The organism is Alicycliphilus denitrificans (genome assembly GCF_044792555.1).
Taxonomy (GTDB): Bacteria; Pseudomonadota; Gammaproteobacteria; order Burkholderiales; family Burkholderiaceae_C; genus Alicycliphilus; species Alicycliphilus denitrificans_A.
The window spans coordinates 2636750-2657392 of the sequence record NZ_CP126238.1 but is presented as its reverse complement, the minus strand read 5'-3'; the positions used below and the strand labels follow the sequence as shown (position 1 = coordinate 2657392).

The window sequence follows — 20643 nt, the reverse complement described above, 5'->3', positions numbered from 1 at the left end:
CCTGCGGCAGGCTTACTTGGACTTGCGCTCCCACCATTGCCGGGCGTCATAGGCCAGGGCCTCGAAGCGGCTGGGCTGGTTGGCCATGGCCGGGGTGTCCTTGGATTGGGTCCAGTCCACCATGGAGCCGGCGTACAGCTTCACACCGGGTAGGCCCGCGACTTCGGACAGGCCGAACCAGTCGGTCGCGGCCCAGTGGCCGGTATTGCAGAACGCCACCATGTCCTGGCCCTGCTCGCGCTTGACCTTGGCGGCGATCTGTTTGGCCGTGGCTTGGTCCACGAAGGTGGCCGAGCCGGGCACGAACCACTGGTTGAAGTCCAGTTGCTGCGCGCCGGGCAGGGTGCCGGCCAGCTTGGCTGCGGGCGCGCGCACCTTGCCCTGGTAGAAGGCATCGGGGCGCGAATCGACCAGGGCGGCGTTGTTCAGTTTGATGTGCTGACCTACCTCATCGCGCGTGGCCAGCAGGCTGGTGTCGATCTGCGGCTGGTACTGGCTGCGTGCGACTTGGGGCACGGCCTGGTCCTGCGCCAGTTTGGCATCGCCCCAGGCCTTCATGCCGCCGTTGAGGATGGACAGCTCCTTCAGGCCGAGCAGCTTCAGCGTCCAGTACACGCGCGCGGCGGCGCCAAAGTCGGTGGTATCGGCGCCACTGGAGACGACGACGGCGCGGGTGGATGCCGTCAGGCCCAGCGACTGTGCGAGTTCGGTGAGTTTGGGTGTATCCAGCAGCTCGCCGGGGTTGCTGGCCGGGCCGCGCCACTTGCCGTAAGGCGCATTCACGGCGCCAGGAATATGCTGGGCGCTGTAGCTGGCCGGGTCGCGGATGTCGATCACGCGCGGTGCGTTGGCCTGTGCCGTCTGGGCGCTGAGCTCGGCGGGCGTGAGCAGGGGCTGAGCGGCCCAGGCGGCATGGGCGGCCGCAGAGATGACGGCAAGGGCGAGCAGTTTTTTCATGGCGAATCCTGGGTCGGGCAGTGCAAAGATTGCCGTGATTGTGTTGGCTGTCTTTCTATGTGCAAACTACAAAATAGAATTTTTTTTATCTCTTATGGTTATAAAGCCTTCATGCCCGTGCTGCAGATATGCGTGTGGGTGAAGTAGACTGGCCCGGTCATTGCTTTGCAGCGTCCTATGCCCCATAGTCCCCGTGCCAATCCCGTTTCGCCGCTTTCGCTGCCCCAGGTGCGCACCATTGGCCTGCTGCGGCCGCTGGCTTGGTTGGGCCAGGCTTTGCGCGACATTGCGCGCGCGCCCTTGCTGAGTCTGGCCCATGGGCTGTTCCTGGCCTTGCTGGGCGCCGCCATCGTGGCGCTGGGGCACAATCGCTTCTGGTTTGTCGCCGGCACCTTGTCAGGGTTCCTGATCGTGGGGCCGGTGGTGGCCACCAGCCTGTATGCCATCAGCCGCGCCCTGGAGCGTGGCGAGCGCGTGGGGCTGGGCCTGGTGTGGCAGACCTGGGTACGTTGGCAACGCAACCATGCGGGGCAGGTGCAGCACCAGGGCTACTGGAGCCTGGTGCGATTTGGTCTGCTGCTGTCGCTGGCGGCCACGGGTTGGGTGGCCATCTCGGCGTCTCTGATCTATACGCTGTCGCCGGTGCGCATAGAAACACCCATGGATTTCCTGCGCCATGTCGTGCTCGAGCGCGATGGGGCGCTGTTTGCCATCTGGCTGGCGCTGGGCAGTTTTCTGGCCGCGCCTATTTTTGCGTCCAGCGTGGTGGCCATGCCGCTGCTGCTCGACCGGCGGATCAGCGTGCGCCAGGCCGTGCTGACCAGCTGGGCCGTGGTGCTGGCCAACCCGGTGCCGATGGCGCTGTGGGCGGCCCTGATCGTGATGTTGACCCTGTTGGGACTGGGCTCGCTGTTGATCGGATTGGTGGTCGTGATGCCGCTGCTGGGCCATGCGAGCTGGCATGCCTATCGCGACCTTGTGGACGCATCGGGGTTTGCGTCGGTTGATGCGTAACAGGGCGCCAGCCTGAGTTTGTAGGATCTTGTCGTGATTTTTGGGTACACAGAACAGCAAATAGCCCATTTTTTCCTCACCTACGGGATCGGGGCCTTCATTCTGTTCATGGTGTTCATCATCCTGCAGTTGGCGCGCGAGTCCAAGGCCGGCAGGTTTGGCACTTTCGTGATCTTTCTGGGGCTGGGCGTGGGCTTTGTCGGCTATTTGGCCAAGATCGTCATTCAGTGGTGGATGGAGCGCTGACCATCACCCTCTGATCATGCTCTGCGCGGGGCGCGTCTGCGCCCCAGCGCCATGGCCTGCCAGGCGCGGCGGTAGGCCAGCAGCGTGGCCTCGGCGCGTGCGTGCACGCTGCCTTCAAGATGTTCGCCCGGCGCCAGGCCGGCGAGGTTGGCGGTCAGCAGCGCCACCCCTTCGCCCACATGCTGCGCGGCGTAGACGTGAAAGCGCCCGGCCGCGACCGCATCGACTACCTGGGGCGAGAGCATCAGGTGGCGCTGGTTGCGCGCCGGGATCAGCACGCCCTGCGTACCCGTGAGACCGGCCTGCGCGCAGACGCGGAACCAGCCTTCGATTTTTTCGTTCAGTCCGCCGACGGGCAGCACCTCACCGTGCTGGTTCAGCGCGCCGGTGACCGCGATGTCTTGGCGCAGCGCCAGGCCCGACAGCGATGACAGCAGTGCGTACAGCTCGGCGCAGGAGGCCGAATCACCCTCGATGCCGCTGTACTCCTGCTCGAACACGATGGAGGCGTTGAGCGCCAGCGGCGCCAGATGCCCGAACAGCGCGCTCAGATAGCTTTGCAGAATGAGCACGCCCTTGTCGTGGATGGGGCCGGACAGCTCGACCTCGCGCTCGATGTTGACCACGCCTTCGCGCCCGGCGTGCGTGCGTGCGGTGATGCGCACCGGAAAGCCAAAGCGGTAGTCGCCCATGTCGATCTGCGTGAGCGCGTTGAGCTGCCCGACACGCTGGCCCTCCAGGGTGATGAGCAGTTCGCCCTCGGCGATGGCCTCGTGCAGCGCCTCTTCGGGCGCGTTGTGGCGTTGGCGCCGCGCGGTGAGCGCCGCCTCGACGTCGCAGGCCTCGGTGAGTGCTGCTCCGCGCGTGCGCGCCTGTGCGCAGCTTTCCACCAGCAGCGCCTCCAGGCTGGCAAAGCTGGCGCTCTGGCGCGCCTGGTCGTCGGCCTCGCGGTGCGTGAACTCCAGCAGGCGCGCCACCGCTGCGCTGCTGCAGTGCGGCAGGCCGCGACGCGCACAGGAGCGTGCGAGGAAGACACTGCTCGCGCGGTAGGTGTCGCTGCTCGCATGAAACTGCTCGGCAAAGTCCACCTTGACGCGAAAGCGCCGTGCCAGATCCGTGTCGCCCTCGTGCAGCAGGTAGTACTCGGCGGCCGAGCCGATGAGCACGATCTTCACCTCCACGTCCACGCCCTCGGGCTGCAGCGCCACCGTGGCGCCGCTGCCATGGCTTGCGGCCTGGTCCTCGATCGCGACGCGGTTGCAGCGCAGGAAGCGGCGCAGCCGCTCCCAAAGCGGCGCATCGCCCACCAGATCGCGTAGAAACAGCATCAGAAAGCCGCCGTGTGCACGCAGCAGGCCGCCGGCGTGGATGTCGGAGAAGTCGGCGTAGGGCGCGTCCTCGCCCGATTCGTACTGGATATGGCCGAACAGGTTGCGCAGCTGCGGGTTGTCCTCGATGACGACTGGTGCGCCGGGCAGTTGCGCGTTATCCACTGCCAGGTTCACCTGGCACAGCGCGAGCAGGTCGGCCAGTTGCCCGCGGCGTTCGTCCTCCAGCGTGTCCTCGCCCTGCGTGCCCTCGTGCGGTACGAACAGATCGAGGTTGTCGAGCACCTGCTGCTCCACTTGCTCGAGCCAGCGCCTGAGCTTGACCGCGTCCTTGATCTGCTTGCGCAATCCCTGGCGGATATCGTCCAGGCCGTGCGTGACCAGCGGGCCGGCGCTTTGGCGCAAAAGCTGCGCCAGTGCCTCGTCGCGTGTGCGCTCCAGCGGCCGCGTGCGATCGAGAAAGCGCACGATCTCGGCGCGCAACTCCTGTTCGGCTTGCTCGATGGTGGCACGCTCCTGCGCACCGAGTGCGCCCGCCTCGGCCTCGGTCAGAGGCTCTTCGCCGCCTGGGCCCAGCAGGGTGAAGACCATCTGGCCCTCATCGCGCGCCAGGCGAAAGCGCCGTGCGCGCGCAAAGTCGGCGAGCTGGCTGAAGGCTCGCGCCTCGTCGCTTTGGTAACGCTTGGTGATGCGCTCGCTCTCGTTCTTGACGTCGGGGGCGGCCAGGCGCTTGGGGATATCCGCCTCCAGCTGGCGGCTCCAGCCGGCCACCTGGTCGCGCAGCTGCCGCCCTTGGCCCGCGGGCAGGCGCAGCGCACGCGGGCGCTCGGGTGCGTCAAAGTCGTGCAGAAAGCACAGGTCCGGCGGCACGGGCCGGCCGGCCGCGGCCTCCTTCATCGCCTGGCGCATCAGCGACGCTCGGCCGCTGCCGACCTCGCCGAGCACGAACAGGTGGTAGTCGGGTTGCTGCATCGCCAGGCCAAAGCGCGCCGCGTCGAAGGCGCGCTGCTGGCCAATCCACGGCAGGGGCTCGCCCACGAGTGTGTGCGTGTCGGCAAAACCCAGGCTCTCGGGGGCGATGTGCAGGCGTAGCTGCTCTGGTGCGAGCCGGGGGCAGGGCGTGTTCATGGCTACGCTTTCGTGGCGGGGGTGATCCAGCCTGCAAGATGGGTCTGCGCGATGTGTGAGAGCGCGCTGATCCATTCGTTGTTGTCGTTCAGGCAAGGGATGTAGGTAAAGCGCTTGCCGCCTGCCTGCAAGAAGGCTTGGCGTACCTCCATGTTGATTTCTTCCAACGTCTCCAGGCAGTCGGTTGGGAAGCCTGGGCAGATCACATCCACACTGGCAAGGCCCGCAGCCGCCAGCCGCTTGAGCGTGGGTTGGGTATAGGGCTCAAGCCATTTCGCACGGCCAAAGCGTGACTGGAAGGTGAGCTGCCACTGCTCGTTCTCAAGGCCTAGCGCTTGGGCGAGCAGTTGTGCGGTTTTGCGGCACTGCTCGGCATAAGGGTCGCCCAGGCGCACGTTGCGCTCGGGTATGCCGTGAAAGCTCATCACCAGCTTGTCGCCGCGCGCACCCTCGCGGCGCCAGTGGGCGCGCACACTGGCGGCCAGCGCGGCGATGTAGTCAGGGTGATCGTGGTAGTCGTTCACGAAGCGCAGCTCGGGGAAGTGGCGCGAGTGGCGCGTCCAGTCGGCCACTGCGTCCACCACGCTGGCGGTGGTCGTGGCCGAGAACTGCGGGTACAGCGGCAGCACCAGCACGCGCTTCACGCCCGCGGCCTGCAGGGCCTGCAGCTGGGCCGCGATGGCCGGCTGGCCATAGCGCATGGCCGGCAGCACGCGCACCGGGTAACCGGCCTCGCCCAGCCAGCCACGCAGCATCACGGCCTGCTTGGCGCTCCACACGGCCAGGGGCGAGCCCTCGTCTGTCCAGATCGTGGCGTATTTGGCGGCTGACTGGGCGGGCCTGGTGCGCAGGATGATGCCGTGCAATATGGGTAGCCAGGCGGCGCGTGGTATTTCGACCACGCGTGGGTCGCTCAGGAATTGCGCTAGGTAGCGGCGCAGCGCCGGCGCTGTGGGGGCGTCGGGCGTGCCCAGGTTGCACAGCAAGATGGCGGTATCGTTTGCCAGGCTAGAGGCGGGTGCTGGTTGTTTTTCCAAGTCCATGGCCGATTTTCACCCACGTGCAGGGGGTTGCACGAAAGTCGGTGAAAAGCCTGCAGGGCTATTGCCGGGCCGCTGCAGGCCATGCGGCGTCAGAACTTCACCGTGGCGCCCAGGTACACGGACCGGCCCATGCCGGGCACGAGCACCCCCCAAGGCACGGCCGTGCCCGCCATGGTACGGCCCTGGCCCAGGTAGGCACCGCCCTGCGGGTGGTTGTAGAAGCGGTTGAACAGGTTGTCCACGCCCAGGTCCAGGCGCCACGCTTTCCACTCGTAGCTGGTACGCAGGTTCACCAGGGCGTAGCCGGCGGTGGGAACCTCGTTGCGCACGGCAGAGACATCTTTTTTGGCGCCCACCATCAGCAGCTCGGCCGTGCTGCTCCAGCCACCCTTGTCGTGGCTCAGGGCCAGCCTGGCGTTCAGCGGCATGATGGCGTACAGGTTTTCGCCCGTGCGCCTGTCCTTGCCGCGCACATAGCCGAGCATGCCGTGCAGCGTCAGGCGCCCCCAGGTGGCGCTCTCGCCCAGCCGGCTAAAGCCCGACAGGTCCAGGCCGTGCAGGCGCACGTCCTGGTTGGCAAAGCGCAGGTAGACGAAACCCTGCGTGGCGCCGGCGTTGGCCGCGGTGCAGGAGGTCATGGCACCCATGCCGCCGCTGCAGCGCTCGGCGCCAACGTAGTCGTTCACCTGCGTGACGTAGGGCGTGAGCTTCACGCCCCAACGCTCGCCCGTGGCGTCATGCCAGTCGGCCGTGGCGCTGAGGGTGTTGGCGACCTCGGGGCGCAGGTCGGGGTTGCCCACGTAGCCATTGCCGTCGCCCACCAGGTTGACCATGCGCATGGCCATGCCCCCGGTGGACCAACTGTAGCGCTCGTACAGGTTGGGCGAGCGCGTCTTGTGGGCAAAGCCGAATTCGTAGCGGACCTGGTCGTTGGGGGTGTAGCGCGCCAGGGCCGTGAGGTCGAGGTTGTGGTCGCTGTGATGCCGGTCGCGTGCGTTGAAGGCGTTGGCCTCGGCCGCATAGCCGCTGTTGTAGCCCTGCACCGTGCCGCTGTTCATGCGCACCTGGCCCACGCGCAGGCCGATCTGCGTGAGCCACTGCGGGCTCCAGCGCGCCTCCCATTCGGCAAAGGCCTCCAGCCGGTCGCGCTGACCATCGCGGATGTTCCAGAAGGTGTCGGGCGCCATGCCGCCGCCCGAGGGCAGCCACCAGTCGTCGAGCCGGTAGCGCTGCGCCAGCGCGCCCACGCGCAGCGTGTCGCGCTCGGAGAGCTCGACGTCGCCGCGCAGCTGCAGGCCGCTGGTGCGGCCGCGTGTGTCCATGGGCATGCCCGGCACGTTGTTGGCGGGGCCGTACCAGAACTGCTTGTCGGCGCCAAAGTTCATGGCGTGGCGCGTGGCCTCGTGGTAGGCACGTGCATGCAGCCGGCCCCAGCCGAACTGACCCTGGTAGCGCAGGTTGAACTGCTGGCTGTCATTGCGCGTCATGTCCATGCGCTGGTTAGGGTAGTTCTGGTAGGGAATGTCCTGCACGCCCAGGCGCAGCTCGACCAGGTCCGTGCTACCCCGCCAGGCCATGCTCAATGCGTGGTTGCGCGTCTTGTAGCTGCTGGAGCCCACCTCGTCGCCGCCCAGCCATTGCGTGGGTTTGTCGCTGGCAGCCGGGCCCGCACTCTTGAAATCGCGCGCCGCCTTGTAGTTGTCGGCCTGGGCCGTCGAGCCGTCGTAGCGCAGGCTGAACTGCTCGCGCGCGTAGGAGGCCGCCAGGTGGCCGCCCAGCGCGTCGCCGTTGCTGCGCCAGAAACCCCCGGCCTCGCCCGATACGCGGGGCGCCTCGCCCGGCGCGGTGAAGGCCGGTGGCGGGGAATCGACCTGGATGGTGGCGCCAATGCTGTCGCCGCCCACGCTCACCGGAGTGATGCCGGCAAACAGCCGCACGCTGCCCACGCGCGTGGGGTCGATGTAGGACAGTGGCGGGTTCATGTGGTTGCCGCAGGCGGAGATCAGGTCCATGCCATCGACCTGTATGCGCAGCCGGTCGTCCGACAGGCCATGCACGCTGGGCAGGCTGGACACGCCGCCGGCGCCCGCCAGGCTGACGCCGGGCAGGGAGCGCAGCAGGTTGGCAGTGTCGCTGCTGGCTGGGCGCGCTGCGCGCAATGAACTATTGGGCGTGTCACTGGCGCCCACGGGGGGGGCGTTGTCGGCGGTGGTGCTGACGGTGATGGTCTGCAGGGTGGCCTGCTGCTGGGCCGTGGCCGCCAGGGGCAGGGCCGCCAGCAGGGCGGACAGGGGCAGCAGGGCACAGCCGTGCGTGCGGCGGCCGCCGCGAAGAATTCGGGTTATGGAGTGCATGGATCAAAAATCAGGGAATGCGGGCGCAGGCCCGGGCGCAGCCGCCCCAGGGGCTGGCTGCATCACGACAAAAGGCGGGTCAGAGGCGGGGCGTCAAGCCCAGACCAGGGGCGGGCCCTGGGCCGGCGGACGCAGCCGGCTGGGCTGCGGCGCTGCCGCGTTGTCGTGTCGGAGGGGGGCCTGCGCCTGCGGCCCCGGCGGCACCGCGCCGCTGCCGCCGTGGCTGGCCATGAAGCTGGTGCCGGCGACGCTGCAGACGGGGCAATGCTGCATCCCGCCCATGGGCTGGGCCTTGCCTTGTGTCCCGGAGCCAGTGTCGTCCTGCCCATGCACTGTGCAGATGTCGGCACTCAGCAGGGCATGGGTCGCCATGTCGGCCCAGTGCCGTGCGCTGGCCTGCACCATCCACAACTGCGCCAGCAGGGCCAGCATGGCGAGTACCATGCCGGGTCGGCGGAGGGAAATGCGGATGTTGCAGCGCGTCACGGCGCCCGATTGTGTCGCCGCCTTGCCTGCCGGTTTTGCCGTGGATCAATTGTGGTAACAAGTCTTGACATCGCGCGCATTCGCGCCATCACCATCGACCTAGACGACACACTGTGGCCAGTCTGGCCCGCCATCACGCGCGCCGAGGCGGCGCTGGCCGGCTGGCTCGCAGCCCATGCGCCGGCCACGGCGGCATTGTTTGGCGATGCGCAGACGCTGCGCGCCATCCGCGTGCGCATGAACGAGCTGCGCCCCGAGCTGCGCCACGACCTGAGCGCGCTGCGGCGCGAGTCGATCCGGCTGGCGCTCACCCAGGCAGGGGACGATCCGCAGCTGGCGGAGCCGGCATTCGAGTTCTTCTTCGCCGAGCGCCAGCGCGTGGACCTGTTCGAGGACGCGCTGGAGACACTCGAATTCCTGTCCGCGCGCTACCCCGTGGTGGCGGTCTCCAATGGCAACGCCGACGTGCAGCGCATCGGCATAGGCCGGTATTTCCGGGCCAGCCTGAGCGCCACGCGCCTGGGCGTCGCCAAGCCCGATGCACGCATCTTCCACGCCGGCGCCCGGGCCGCGGGCGTGGATAGCAGCGAGGTGCTGCATGTGGGCGACGACGCGCTGCTCGATGCGCAGGGCGCGCTCGATGCGGGCATGCAGGCCGCGTGGCTGAACACGGCCGGCGCCGCGTGGCCGCACGAGGGTGCGCCGCCGCACGCCACGGTGCCGAGCCTGACCGTGCTGTGCCGGCTGCTGGATTAGGGCCTTTGGGCTAGAAAGCCGCGTATGGCCTGCAGCGTGGCGTCGGGCGCCTCGCTCATCTGGTGATGGCCCACGGGCAGCTGCGCGACCTGCACCTGCTTGCCCGCGGCGCGCGCGGCCTGGATCAGGCCCTGCGCGGCCTTCGGGGGCGTCATCTGGTCCAGGTTGCCCAGAGCGAACAGCACCGGGCACTGGATGGCGGCGATGGCCTGTTCGCCATTTGCATAGCTGTCGCAGGCCACGAAGCCGCGGTGAAAGACGTTGACCTGCGGGTTGCTGCGCAGCACGCGCCGGCCCAGGGCCATGCCCGCGCCATAGACCCAAAAGCCCGCCCCCAGCGGCGGCGCCAGGGTGCTGCGCGAAAACACATTCACCATGCGCAACGCCTTCTCGGGCTCGTGCAGCGCGGCCTCGATGAGCGCGGGCGAGACCTTCATCGGGTAGGCCGTGCCCACCAGCACCAGGTGGCTGGCGCGCGCGCCCAGGCGCGCCGCCGCCTCCAGCGCGATCAGCGAGCCCCAGCTGTGGCCCACCAGCGCCGCTTGCTGGATTCCCAGCGCGTCGAGCAGAGCATTGATGAAGTCCGCCGCCTGCTCCACGCTGGCGGGGGCATCGCCCCTGCTGCGGCCATGGCCGGGCAGGTCCACGGCCAGCACGTTCCAGCCGTGGTGCGCCATGTAGCGGCTTTGCAGCGCCCAGACGCTGTGGTCATTGAGTACGCCGTGGATGAAGACCACCGTCGGCTGGCCCGGGTCCAGGGGCTTGCCGCCGGTGTAGCAATAGGTTGGAGAGCCGTTGACCTGCACATCCATCACACACCTGCCTTTCCCGTCGCCTTTTCCGCGGCCTTGAGCGCGCGCTGCAGGTCGTCTATGAGGTCGTCGGAATCCTCCAGCCCGATCGACAGGCGTATCGTGCCCGGGCCTATGCCGGCGTCGGCGAGCGCCTCGTCGCTGAGCCGGAAGTGGGTGGTGCTGGCCGGATGGATCACCAGGCTGCGGCAGTCGCCCACGTTGGCCAGGTGGGAAAAGAGCTTGAGCGCCTCGATGAAGACCTTGCCTTGCGCGCGGCAGCCCTTCAGGTCGAAGCTGAACACCGAGCCGGCGCCGCGCGGCAGCAGCCTTTGCGCCAAGGCATGGCTGGGGTGTGATTCGAGCAGCGGATGGCCCACGCGCGCGACGAACGGGTGGCTGGCGAGGAAGCGCACCAGCTTCTCGGTGTTGCGCATGTGCTGTTGCATGCGCAGCGGCAGGGTCTCTATGCCCTGCAGGATCAGCCAGGCCGTGTGCGGGCTCATGCAGGCGCCGAAGTCGCGCAGGCCCTCGCGGCGCGCGCGCAGCAAAAAGGCGCCCACGGTGCTCTCCTCGGCAAACACCATGCCGTGAAAGCCGTCATAGGCCTGGGTCAGCTCGGGAAAGCGCCCGGAGGCCTCCCAGTCGAAGCTGCCGCCATCGACCAGCACGCCGCCGATCACCGTGCCATGGCCCGAGAGGAACTTGGTCGCCGAGTGGTAGACCAAGTCCGCCCCATGCTCCAGGGGCTTGATGAGCCAGGGCGAGGTCAGGGTGGAGTCCACCAGCAGCGGCACGCCGGCCTCGTGGGCTATTCGTGAAACGGCGGGAATGTCCAGCACCTCCAGCCCGGGGTTGCCCACGGTCTCGCCAAAAAAGAGCTTGGTGTTGGGCCGCACGGCGGCGCGCCAGCCGGCGATGTCGCTGGGCTGGACGAAGGTGGTCTCTATGCCGAAGCGCCGCAGCGTGTAGTTGAGCAGGTTCTGCGAGCCGCCATAGAGCGCCGTGCTGGCCACGATATGCCCGCCCGCGCCCATCAGCGTGCAGACCGCCAGGTGCAGCGCCGCCTGGCCGCTGGCCGTGGCGATCGCGCCCACGCCGCCCTCGAGCGCGGCCACGCGCTGCTCCAGCACGGCGTTCGTGGGGTTGCTGATGCGGCTGTAGACATGGCCGGGGCGTTCCATGTTGAACAGGGAGGCGGCATGGTCGCTCGACTCGAAGACGAACGAGGTCGTCAGGTGGATGGGCACGGCGCGTGCGCCCGTGGCGGGATCGGGCTGCGCCCCCGCGTGCAGCGCGAGGGTGTCGAAGCCGGGGTCGGAGTATCCGGGCATCCAAGTCTCCAAAGTGGTGAAACTGCGGGCCATTGTGGGCTATATTTCCCGCAGGGTAGGGCTGCACGCAGCGCCTGCAAAAGCATTCGGAGATATCCCCCCATGAAAGTCAGCGACATCCTGCGCCTCAAAGGCAACACCCTCTATACCGTGCAGCCCGATGAGCCGCTGGCGCGTGCCGTGGAAACCATGGCCGAGAAGGACATAGGCTCGCTGGTGGTGATGGAGCATGGCGACCTGGTGGGCATGCTGACCTTCCGCGAGGTGATCCAGATGCTGGTGAAAAACGGCGGCGGCGTGGGCACGATGCTGGTGCGCACGGCCATGGACGACGCTCCGGTGACCTGCACGCTGGAGACCGACATGGACGAGGTGCGCCGCATGATGTTGGGCTGCCATGCGCGCTACATGCCGGTGATGGACCAGCGCATGCTCATGGGCGTGGTGAGCTTCTACGACGTGGCCAAGGCCGTGGTGGACAGCCAGAACTTCGAGAACAAGCTGCTCAAGGCCTATATCCGCGACTGGCCGCAGGAAGAAGCGCCTCCGGCGCATTGAACCTCAAGGAAAATAGGGCGCCGGCGCTTATGTGACAAGCGTTGGTAGCTATATTTCTAATAGTTGCAAGCGCTCTGGGATAATCGCCTTCCTATGAGCGGCAACACACTTGGCACCCTTTTTTGCGTCACCAACTTCGGTGAATCCCACGGCCCGGCCATTGGCTGCGTGATCGACGGCTGTCCGCCGGGCATGGCGCTCGCCGAGGCCGACATCCAGGCCGACCTGGACCGCCGCCGCCCCGGCACCAGCCGCCATGTCACGCAGAGGAATGAGCCCGACGCGGTGGAGATCCTCTCGGGCGTCTACGAGGGCAGGACGACCGGCACGCCGATTGCGCTGCTGATCCGCAACCAGGACCAGCGCAGCAAGGACTATGGCGATATCCTGCGGACTTTTCGCCCCGGCCATGCCGACTACGCCTATTGGCACAAGTACGGCCTGCGCGACCCGCGCGGCGGCGGGCGCTCGTCGGCGCGCCTGACGGCGCCCACCGTGGCCGCCGGCGCCGTGGCCAAGAAGTGGTTGGCGGAAAAATACGGCACACGCTTTCGTGCCTGCATGACGCAGCTGGGCGAGCTGCCCATACCCTTCGAGGGCTGGGAGCATGTGCCGAACAATCCGTTCTTCGCCCCCGTGGCCGATGTGCAGCGCTACGAGGACTACATGGACCAGCTGCGCAAGGCCCATGACTCCTGCGGCGCGCGCCTGCGCGTGCAGGCCACCGGCGTGCCGGCGGGCTTGGGCGAGCCGCTGTACGACCGACTGGATGCCGACATCGCCCACGCCATGATGGGCCTGAACGCCGTCAAGGGCGTGGAGATCGGCGCCGGCTTTGCCAGTGTGGCCCAGCGTGGCACCACGCATGGCGACGCGCTGACCCCCCAGGGTTTTGCCGGTAACAACGCGGGCGGCGTGCTGGGCGGCATCAGCACGGGGCAGGACATTGAGGTCGCCATCGCCATCAAGCCCACCAGTTCCATCCTGAGCCCGCGTCCCTCGATCGACATCGATGGCCAGCCGGTGGAGGTGGTGACCAAGGGCCGCCATGACCCTTGCGTGGGCATACGCGCCGCCCCGATCGCCGAGGCGCTCTTGGCGCTGGTGCTGATGGACCATGCGCTGCGCCAGCGCGCGCAGTGCGGCGACGTGGTAAAGGCCGTGCCGCCGATTCCCGCCAGTATCTGAGTGAAAAACGGCTCCAGCGCTTGATGCTCAAGCGCTGGCAGCTATTGAATATGTAGTGAATTACTTGCGCACTTCGTCGACGAGCGCGCGGAACTCGTCGATGTCCTCGAAGCTGCGGTAAACGCTGGCGTAGCGTATGTAGGCCACCTTGTCGAGTTTCTTCAGCTCGCGCATGACCAGCTCGCCGATGCGGCTGGAGATCACTTCGCGCTGGCCCAGATGCAGCAGCTTTTCTTCGATGCGTTCGATGGCCGAGTCGATCTGCACAGTGCTCACCGGGCGCTTGCGCAGCGCCAGCTTGAAGGAGCCGAGCAGCTTGTGGCGGTCGTATTCCACGCGGCGGCCGTCTTTCTTGACGACAGCGGGGAAGTTGACTTCCGGCCGCTCATAGGTGGTGAAGCGTTTTTCGCAGGCGCCGCACTGGCGCCGGCGGCGGATGCAGTCCCCGTCCTCGGACATGCGAGTCTCGATGACCTGGGTGTCCTGGTGGCTGCAGAACGGGCACTTCATCGCGGCGGCGCTTGTGCTCGCGGATTAGCAATAGACCGGGAAGCGGCTGGTCAGCGCGTTAACCTTGGCGCGCACGGCCGCCAGGTGGGCCTCGTCGTTCGGGTTTTCCAGCACGTCGGCCAGCAGGTTGGCGGTGATGCGCGTTTCCTCTTCCTTGAAGCCGCGCGTGGTGATCGCCGGCGTGCCCACGCGGATGCCGCTGGTCACCATGGGCTTCTCGGGGTCGTTGGGGATGGCGTTCTTGTTGATGGTGATGTGGGCCTTGCCCAGCGCCGCCTCGGCGGCCTTGCCGGTGATGCCCTTGGCGCGCAGATCCACCAGCATCACATGGCTCTCGGTGCGCCCGCTGACGATGCGCAGGCCGCGCTGGGTCAGCGTTTCGGCGAACACCTTGGCGTTTTTGGCCACCTGTTGCTGGTACGCCTTGAACTCGGGCGTCAGTGCTTCCTTGAAGGCCACGGCCTTGGCGGCGATCACATGCTCCAGCGGGCCACCCTGCAGGCCGGGGAAGATGGCGCTGTTGATGGCCTTCTCGTGCTCGGCCTTCATCAGGATGATGCCGCCGCGCGGGCCGCGCAGGCTCTTGTGCGTAGTCGACGTGACCACGTCGGCGAAAGGCACGGGGTTGGGGTACTCGCCGGCGACGACCAGGCCGGCGTAGTGGGCGATGTCCACCCAGAAGATGGCGCCGATTTCCTTGGCCACGCGCGCCATACGCTCGAAATCGATGCGCAGAGCGTAGGCCGAGGCGCCGCCGATGATGAGTTTGGGTTTGTGCTCGCGCGCCTTGGCTTCGAAGGCGTCGTAATCAATCTCTTCCTTCTCGTTCAGGCCGTAGGAGATCACGTTGAACCACTTGCCGCTCATGTTCAGCGCCATGCCGTGCGTGAGGTGCCCGCCCTCGGCCAGGCTCATGCCCAGGATGGTGTCGCCGGGCTTCAGGAAGGCCATGAGCACGGCCTGGTTGGCCTGCGAGCCCGAATTGGGCTGCACGTTGGCCGCCTCGGCGCCGAACAGCTGCTTGATGCGGTCGATGGCCAGCTGCTCGATCACGTCGACGTTCTCGCAGCCGCCGTAGTAGCGCTTGCCGGGGTAGCCCTCGGCGTATTTGTTGGTGAGCTGCGAGCCCTGCGCGGCCATCACGGCGGGCGAGGCGTAGTTCTCGCTCGCGATCAGCTCGATGTGCTCTTCCTGGCGGCGGTTCTCGGCCTGGATGGCGGCCCACACCTTGGGATCGGTTTGTTCGACAAGAATATTGCGTTGATACATGGCAGTCCGATGAACTAAGAGTCCCTTGGCAATCAAGGGCTGCCCAGGCGAACGACGGATCGCTGCGGGGCTTGGATGCTCTTCCGCGCGGCACGCTCCCCAGTGGTTTGCAGAAAAAAGGGTCTCTGCCGGTTTCCACGTCAGCGTCGCGGCCCGTGGGCCATGCGCGCCTATCGCCAGTTGCGTGCCCCGTTAGTGTAGCGGACAGCGCCTGCCGTCTGCGCGCACTCTCAGCCTCCAGTGCCGCCGAGCAGTGCGACCTTCTCGGCGGCTGGCTGTGCTGCGGGGGCCTTGGTGGACAAATTCGGCTTGACGTCTGCTGCAGGCCTGCCAGCTACCTGGCGCAGACGGAAGTGTTCCGCCAGCACCTTGGCGGCATAACCGCCGTCATCGGGCAGATTGGCCGCACCCACGTAGTAGCGCAGGCCACCCTCCAGCGAGCCGGCACGGGCTATGCATTCCTGTAGCACCTTCACGCCCACACGCAGGTTGGCCACAGGGTCGAACGCGGCCAACTGGCCGCCAAAGCCCTCGTACTTGTCGGTATGCACACTGGTCATCACCTGCATCAGGCCTTGGGCGCCCACGGAACTCTGTGCAAACGGATTGAAGCTCGACTCTATGGCGATGATGGCCAGAATCAGGGTCGGATCCAGCTTGGTGCGCTTGCCGACTTCGTAGGCCTCGGTCACCAGAGCGGCCAGGGGCTCGGGGGCGACGCGGTATTTTTTGCTCAGCCAGTAGGCCACGGCGGCCTGCTCGCGCGGTAATTCCTTGGGGTTGATGGCCATCGCGCGCTCGCTTGCGCTCGGCTCCAAGGGAAAGCCGACAGCCTCAACCTGGCGTGCATGGAGCCAGCCACGCAGTTGTTCTTCGCCGGCTTGGCGCAGATCGGCGCGAGCCGTCAGGGTGATGGCGGCGAAGGCAACGGCCAGCCCGAGCAGGGCGAAGCCGTTGTGTGTGATTTCAAGAAAACCGTTGATCACGTCGGCGGCAAAGGTGCGCACGCCGGTAATCACTTTTCCTGACGCTGTCATAGCTTTTCCTTTCTGAGGTCGGGCCCTGAAAGTTGCAGCGCCTGAAATATGCGCTGTAGGGCTCGGTCTTGCCAGCTTTCTGGCCTGGATTGGTCTGCCATTCAGTCCGTGCCATGGCGCGTGGCGTCATGGAAGCTTGCGGACTTCCCTTGCCGGTGTCGGGTTACGGCTAGGGTTTGTACGGGCCTGTTTTTGAAGGTCCGCGGATTCTAGGGGCGTCACAAATTCACAGTCAATACTATTAAGAAAAATTGATATATAAAAAAGTAGTAAACAAACTGTATGTAAACGCGGATTGCGGCTGGAAAAGAGTGTGGTGGTGCAGCAGTTGGTTGCAGTAATGACAGCGAAATGAAAGCAGCAATCGAGACGCCTTTGCTATTGGCAGAAGCTGTTGGAAAGAATCCCCAGGTTTTGTTACCTTAGAGTTGCCTGAGGATTCAGGCGTCCGCCGGAAGAGGCGAAACCAACTGGATGAACGGCAGTCTGTGCCGCATCGAGCAACCGGTACATCGCTTCCAAGGCAAACCCTGGAGGCAATACCTTGCCTCCTGCGCCGGGGACGAGCATCTCCACGGCGCAAAAGATGGCAAAAGACCGTTGTGTCTGCCGTCAAGCCCGGTGTACGGAAGGACTCCGTTCACCGGGCTTTCTTTTTGCATTTTTTACACTGACACTTGGGCGTTCGCTGATTCAATCGTGCTTGAAGCTCCAGGGATAGGGTGTCACGTGTCGCAACTCGTTCAGACAGTTAAAACAAACCGTTGGGTCAGGCGTGCCGCGTGGCTTGTGGGTGGTCTGCTGATGCTGTGGCTGCTTGCCTGGCTGGGGGCGCCGCCGATAGTGCGTGCTCAGATAGAGCGGCATGTGTCCGAGGTGCTGGGCCGGGCGGTTACCGTCTCCAAGGTGGAAATTTTTCCCTGGTCTCTGGAAGCGGCGGTGCATGGACTGGCCATCGCATCCCAGGATGGCAAGACTTCCCAGGTGCAGATTGCGCGTATCTATATAGATGCGGAACTGCAGTCACTGTGGCGCCTGGCGCCGGTGATAGACGCGATGCAAGTCGATGATCCGGTGCTCCATATCACCCAGACCGCACCGGGTCACTACGACTTCGACGATGTGCTGGCCCGGTTCGCGCAGCGCCCTCAATCCGAAAATGACCAGTCATCCCCGCTGCGTTTTGCGCTGTACAACATCGCATTGCATGGCGGAGCCATTGACTTCGATGACCGAACCGTGGAGAAAGTCCATACATTGCGTGGACTCAAGCTGGACATACCGTTCCTGAGCAGTTTTTCCGCCGACCGCGAGGTCAAGGTCACGCCACGGTTGGCATTCGAGTTGAACGGCAGCGCATTCGATTCCGCGGCCCAGACCACGCCCTTTGCACAGAGCCGCCAGACGGACCTGAAGCTGCAAATCCATGGTTTTGATCTGGCGCCTTTCGGCGCCTACATTCCGAGTGGCGTGCCGGTGCGCCTCAAAACCGGGGTGCTCAGTGCAGACCTGAAGCTGGACTTCGAACAGACTGTCGCGCCCCAACTCAAGATCAGCGGCGGGGTGCGGCTGCAAGGGGTTCAGACCACCGATGCTGTTGGACAGCCTTGGCTGGATTTCACGACCTTGCAGGTGGTGCTCAAGGAACTGCAGCCCTTGGCGCACGTCGTGGATATTGAATCCATCGACTTGAGCGGTGTCCATGCATATTTGCGCAGGGATGCCTCGGGTGCCTTGGAGCTGCCCGGCCTGAGCCAGAAGGCCGAAGACGCAGCTTCCTCCAGGGCTCCGCCCGTTTCAGCGGGGCAGGAGGCCCCGTGGCAGATGCGGCTTGGGCGTCTGGGGCTGCACGATGCCAGCGTGGACTGGTTGGATGCCAGCCTGCCTGGCGGCAAGGCGGCGTGGCGAGCTGAAAAGCTGCAGCTGGAGGCAACCGCAATCGCGCTACCCTTTAAGCAGCCGTTGCTGTTTCGTGCCAGTGCGCAGCTCACCGGAGGCGGCGCCAGGGGGGAGGCGGCGCGGCTGGCGGTTGCGGGCCAGGCCACGGATGTGCAGGCGCAGGCGGCAGTATCCCTGCGTGGATTGCCATTGGCCATGGCAGCGCCGTATCTGGCCGGTGTGCTCAAGCCTGGGGTAAGTGGCATGCTCGACGCCGATCTCGGCCTGGCCAAACATGGTGCTTTCATGGCTGCCAAGGTGGCTACCCTGTCACTCGACACACTGGCCCTGTCCTGCGCGGCAGGGGAGGACTGCCAGACCCTGCGCAGGGCGGGCATCGTGGATGCCGGCAAGACCTCGGTGGCCGAATTGGGGCGTCTGGAGGTAGGCGATGCCCTGGTGCTGCTGCCGCAGCAACGGGTGACGCTGGGGCGGGTGCTTTTGCGCCAGCCCCGGGTGCTTGTGTCGCGTGTGCACAGGGGCGGCTGGATGTTCGAGCAATGGCTGGTCGAGACGCCTGCGCAAGCGCCGCAGCCAACTTCCGCTCCGAAGAGAGCTTCAACGCCCTGGGCGTTGAAGCTCTCGGCCCTGGAGGTCGATGGCGCAAACCTTGCCTTTCGCGATGAGATGCCGGCGCGCCCGGTTGCGCTCAATGCCTCAGCATTGCAGTTGCGCGTACGGGATCTTTCTTATGCCGATGGCCAGTTGTCCCCGGCCGCGGTGCAACTGGATACGCGGGTGGCCGCGGGCCGGATAGAGCCGGGCCGATTGCGCTGGGAGGGCTCGCTGGCCATGAATCCGGCCCTGAGCGTGCAGGGCAAGCTGCGCGCGCAGCAGCTGCCCTTGCATGCCCTGGAGCCGTATATCGCCTCGGACTTGAACGTGGACATTCTACGTGCCGATGGCAGCTTCAATGGCGGGCTGCGCTATGTCCAGGAGAAGGCGGGGCCGCTGGTGTCGGTCACTGGGAATGTGTCCCTGGACGAGGTGCGGGTGCGGGCCAAGGACGCTGACGCCAGCGGTGGGCAGGATGAACGCCGCACGCCGGTTGCCCAGCGTGGCGAGGAGTTGCTGCGCTGGAAGTCTCTGGCGTTGCGTGGCCTGGCCGTGAACCTGAAGCCCGGCAAGCCATTGGCATTGGACGTGCAGGAAGCGGCGCTGAGCGATTTTTTTGCGCGCGTCATCGTGCATGAAAACGGCCGTATCAATCTTCAGGATATTCGCAAAGGGGCTGCTTCAGAGGAGCAGGGGGCCGTGCAGCAAGCGAGTGCCGCTGGTGCCAGGCCGGCCGCAGCAGACTCGGCACCGGCTGCGCTGGCGCAGGCCGACCCGATGGCGCCGGTGATTCACTTCGGCCCGGTGGCATTGACCAATGGCTCGGTGCGCTTTTCCGACTTCTTCATCAAGCCCAACTATTCGGCCGACTTGAGCGAGCTCACGGGCAAGCTCAGTGCGTTTTCATCCGTGCCCGCAGTCCCAGGGGCAGGGCCGCAAATGGCCGATCTGGAACTGCGTGGCCGGGCCCAGGGTACGGCCTCGCTGGAGGTGAGCGGCAAGCTCAATCCGCTGGCCAAACCGCTGGCGCTGGACATACAAGGCCGCATGCGCGACCTGGAACTGCCGCCGCTGACGCCCTACAGCATCAAGTATGCGGGCCATGGCATAGAACGCGGCAAGCTGAGCATGGACGTCGCCTACAAGGTGCTGCCCAACGGCGAACTCACGGCCAGTAACAAGCTCGTGCTCAACCAGCTGGCCTTCGGCGAGCCTGTGCAAGGAGCGCCCGCCAGCCTGCCGGTGCGCCTGGCCGTGGCGCTGCTGGCCGATCGCAATGGCGTCATCGATGTGCAGTTGCCCATCAGCGGCTCGCTCAACGATCCCCAATTCAGCCTGGGGGGCGTCATCCTCAAAGTGATTGGTAATCTCATCATGAAGGCCATCACCGCACCGTTTTCTTTGCTGGCCGGCGCATTCGAGGGGGCGGGCGAGCAGGGCGTCGTCGTCTTTGCTCTGGGCAGCAGCGCGCTGGATGACAAGGCGCGGCAATTGCTCGACAAGATTGCCCAGCAGCTGAGCGACCGCCCCGCACTCAAGCTCACCGTGGTGGGCTGGGCCCAGCCGCAGGCCGAGCAGGATGCGTGGAAGCGCCTGCGCCTGCGTGACCTGGCGCTGGCGCAAAAGCGCCGTGCAGCCGCCCGTGCCGGCGCATCAGCGACCGATGTGACGTCGGTGAGCGATGCCGAATACCCGGCGCTGCTCAAGGAGGCCTACCAGCGCGCGGACATCAAGAAGCCGCGCAATCTGGTCGGCATGGCCAAGGACCTGCCGCTGGCCGAGATGGAGGCTCTGTTGCTCAAGAGCATCACGGTGCCAGACAACGCCATGCCGGATCTGGCACTGGCGCGCAGTGTCGCCGTACGCGACTACCTGGCGAGCCGACAGGTCCCTGTGGAGCGGCTGTTCGTGGGGGCGGCCAAACTGCAGCCTGAAGGAGAGGGAGAGGCGGCATGGACGCCCAAGGCAGAGCTCATATTGGCCACGCGTTGAAGGTCTCCGAAGCAGGATCAAAAAGCCGCGTGCTCAATTCCGGCGAAAATAGCGGTTTCGCCGAGGGCAGGCTTCGGCCTCATGCCCTGGTCCGGTGCTGGCTGCGGCAGCCAGCCCGCCATTTTTCACATTGGATTCATGTTTCCTTTTTCTACTCGC

16 protein-coding genes and 1 riboswitch are annotated in these 20643 nt (G+C 66.0%); of the genes, 6 read left to right on the top strand and 10 right to left on the bottom strand.

The window, feature by feature from the left end; translation table 11 throughout:
* Positions 1–12: 12 nt before the first annotated feature.
* Entirely contained in the window at positions 13–957 is a 945-nt protein-coding gene (locus P7644_RS12685) for a sulfurtransferase (protein WP_404299632.1), read from the bottom strand.
* Between the two features lie 177 nt (positions 958–1134).
* On the opposite strand from P7644_RS12685, the gene P7644_RS12680 reads away from it, so the two are divergent.
* Both P7644_RS12680 and P7644_RS12675 read left to right on the top strand, forming a co-directional pair.
* Positions 1135–1971 carry a DUF2189 domain-containing protein gene (locus tag P7644_RS12680; RefSeq protein WP_404299631.1) on the top strand — a complete coding sequence of 279 codons (837 nt, stop codon included), beginning with the start codon at positions 1135–1137 and terminating at the stop codon, positions 1969–1971.
* 33 nt (positions 1972–2004) lie between these two features.
* Positions 2005–2217: a DUF2788 domain-containing protein gene (locus tag P7644_RS12675; RefSeq protein ID WP_404299630.1), complete on the top strand. Its 213-nt coding sequence runs from the start codon at positions 2005–2007 to the stop codon at positions 2215–2217.
* A 14-nt stretch (positions 2218–2231) separates the two neighbouring features.
* On the opposite strand, the gene P7644_RS12670 is transcribed toward P7644_RS12675, so the two are convergent.
* From P7644_RS12670 to P7644_RS12655, 4 genes are all read right to left on the bottom strand, one after another.
* Positions 2232–4673 (bottom strand): Lon protease family protein, encoded by a 2442-nt coding sequence (locus P7644_RS12670; RefSeq protein WP_404299629.1) that lies wholly within the window; start codon positions 4671–4673, stop codon positions 2232–2234.
* 2 nt (positions 4674–4675) lie between these two features.
* Positions 4676–5716: a ferrochelatase gene (gene hemH / locus P7644_RS12665; RefSeq protein ID WP_404299628.1), complete on the bottom strand. Its 1041-nt coding sequence runs from the start codon at positions 5714–5716 to the stop codon at positions 4676–4678.
* A gap of 89 nt (positions 5717–5805) precedes the next feature.
* On the bottom strand, positions 5806–8070 hold the full coding sequence (locus P7644_RS12660; protein ID WP_404299627.1) for a TonB-dependent receptor domain-containing protein: 2265 nt from the start codon (positions 8068–8070) through the stop codon (positions 5806–5808).
* A 93-nt stretch (positions 8071–8163) separates the two neighbouring features.
* Positions 8164–8514 (bottom strand): DUF2946 family protein, encoded by a 351-nt coding sequence (locus tag P7644_RS12655; protein ID WP_404299626.1) that lies wholly within the window; start codon positions 8512–8514, stop codon positions 8164–8166.
* 93 nt (positions 8515–8607) lie between these two features.
* On the opposite strand from P7644_RS12655, the gene P7644_RS12650 reads away from it, so the two are divergent.
* A complete protein-coding gene (locus P7644_RS12650; protein WP_404299625.1) occupies positions 8608–9312 on the top strand; it encodes an HAD family hydrolase in 705 nt (234 codons plus the stop codon).
* Here P7644_RS12650 and P7644_RS12645 read toward each other — a convergent pair.
* Both P7644_RS12645 and P7644_RS12640 read right to left on the bottom strand, forming a co-directional pair.
* A complete protein-coding gene (locus P7644_RS12645; protein WP_404299624.1) occupies positions 9309–10124 on the bottom strand; it encodes an alpha/beta fold hydrolase in 816 nt (271 codons plus the stop codon). The two genes, P7644_RS12650 and P7644_RS12645, sit on opposite strands and share 4 nt — an antisense overlap.
* Positions 10124–11437: an O-acetylhomoserine aminocarboxypropyltransferase gene (locus P7644_RS12640; protein ID WP_404299623.1), complete on the bottom strand. Its 1314-nt coding sequence runs from the start codon at positions 11435–11437 to the stop codon at positions 10124–10126. The genes P7644_RS12645 and P7644_RS12640 overlap by 1 nt, the downstream gene beginning before the upstream one ends.
* A 102-nt stretch (positions 11438–11539) precedes the next feature.
* On the opposite strand from P7644_RS12640, the gene P7644_RS12635 reads away from it, so the two are divergent.
* Positions 11540–11995, top strand: coding sequence for a CBS domain-containing protein (locus P7644_RS12635; RefSeq protein WP_404299622.1), 456 nt, complete (start codon positions 11540–11542; stop codon positions 11993–11995).
* A 93-nt stretch (positions 11996–12088) separates the two neighbouring features.
* On the top strand, positions 12089–13183 hold the full coding sequence (aroC, locus tag P7644_RS12630) for a chorismate synthase (protein ID WP_404299621.1): 1095 nt from the start codon (positions 12089–12091) through the stop codon (positions 13181–13183).
* A gap of 60 nt (positions 13184–13243) precedes the next feature.
* On the opposite strand, the gene nrdR is transcribed toward aroC, so the two are convergent.
* The 3 genes from nrdR to P7644_RS12615 all read right to left on the bottom strand — a co-directional run bounded on the left by nrdR (position 13244) and on the right by P7644_RS12615 (position 15999).
* The gene (gene nrdR, locus P7644_RS12625) at positions 13244–13693 is read right to left on the bottom strand and encodes a transcriptional regulator NrdR (RefSeq protein ID WP_404299620.1); all 450 of its coding nucleotides are present in this window, start codon (positions 13691–13693) and stop codon (positions 13244–13246) included.
* 24 nt (positions 13694–13717) lie between these two features.
* Positions 13718–14962, bottom strand: a complete 1245-nt coding sequence (glyA, locus tag P7644_RS12620) for a serine hydroxymethyltransferase (RefSeq protein ID WP_404299619.1) — start codon at positions 14960–14962, stop codon at positions 13718–13720.
* 34 nt (positions 14963–14996) lie between these two features.
* A riboswitch (ZMP/ZTP riboswitch) is annotated at positions 14997–15156 on the bottom strand.
* A 36-nt stretch (positions 15157–15192) separates the two neighbouring features.
* On the bottom strand, positions 15193–15999 hold the full coding sequence (locus P7644_RS12615) for a transglycosylase SLT domain-containing protein (protein ID WP_404299618.1): 807 nt from the start codon (positions 15997–15999) through the stop codon (positions 15193–15195).
* An 804-nt stretch (positions 16000–16803) separates the two neighbouring features.
* Here P7644_RS12615 and P7644_RS12610 point away from each other — a divergent pair.
* Positions 16804–20484, top strand: coding sequence for a DUF748 domain-containing protein (locus P7644_RS12610; RefSeq protein WP_404299617.1), 3681 nt, complete (start codon positions 16804–16806; stop codon positions 20482–20484).
* Positions 20485–20643: the final 159 nt, after the last annotated feature.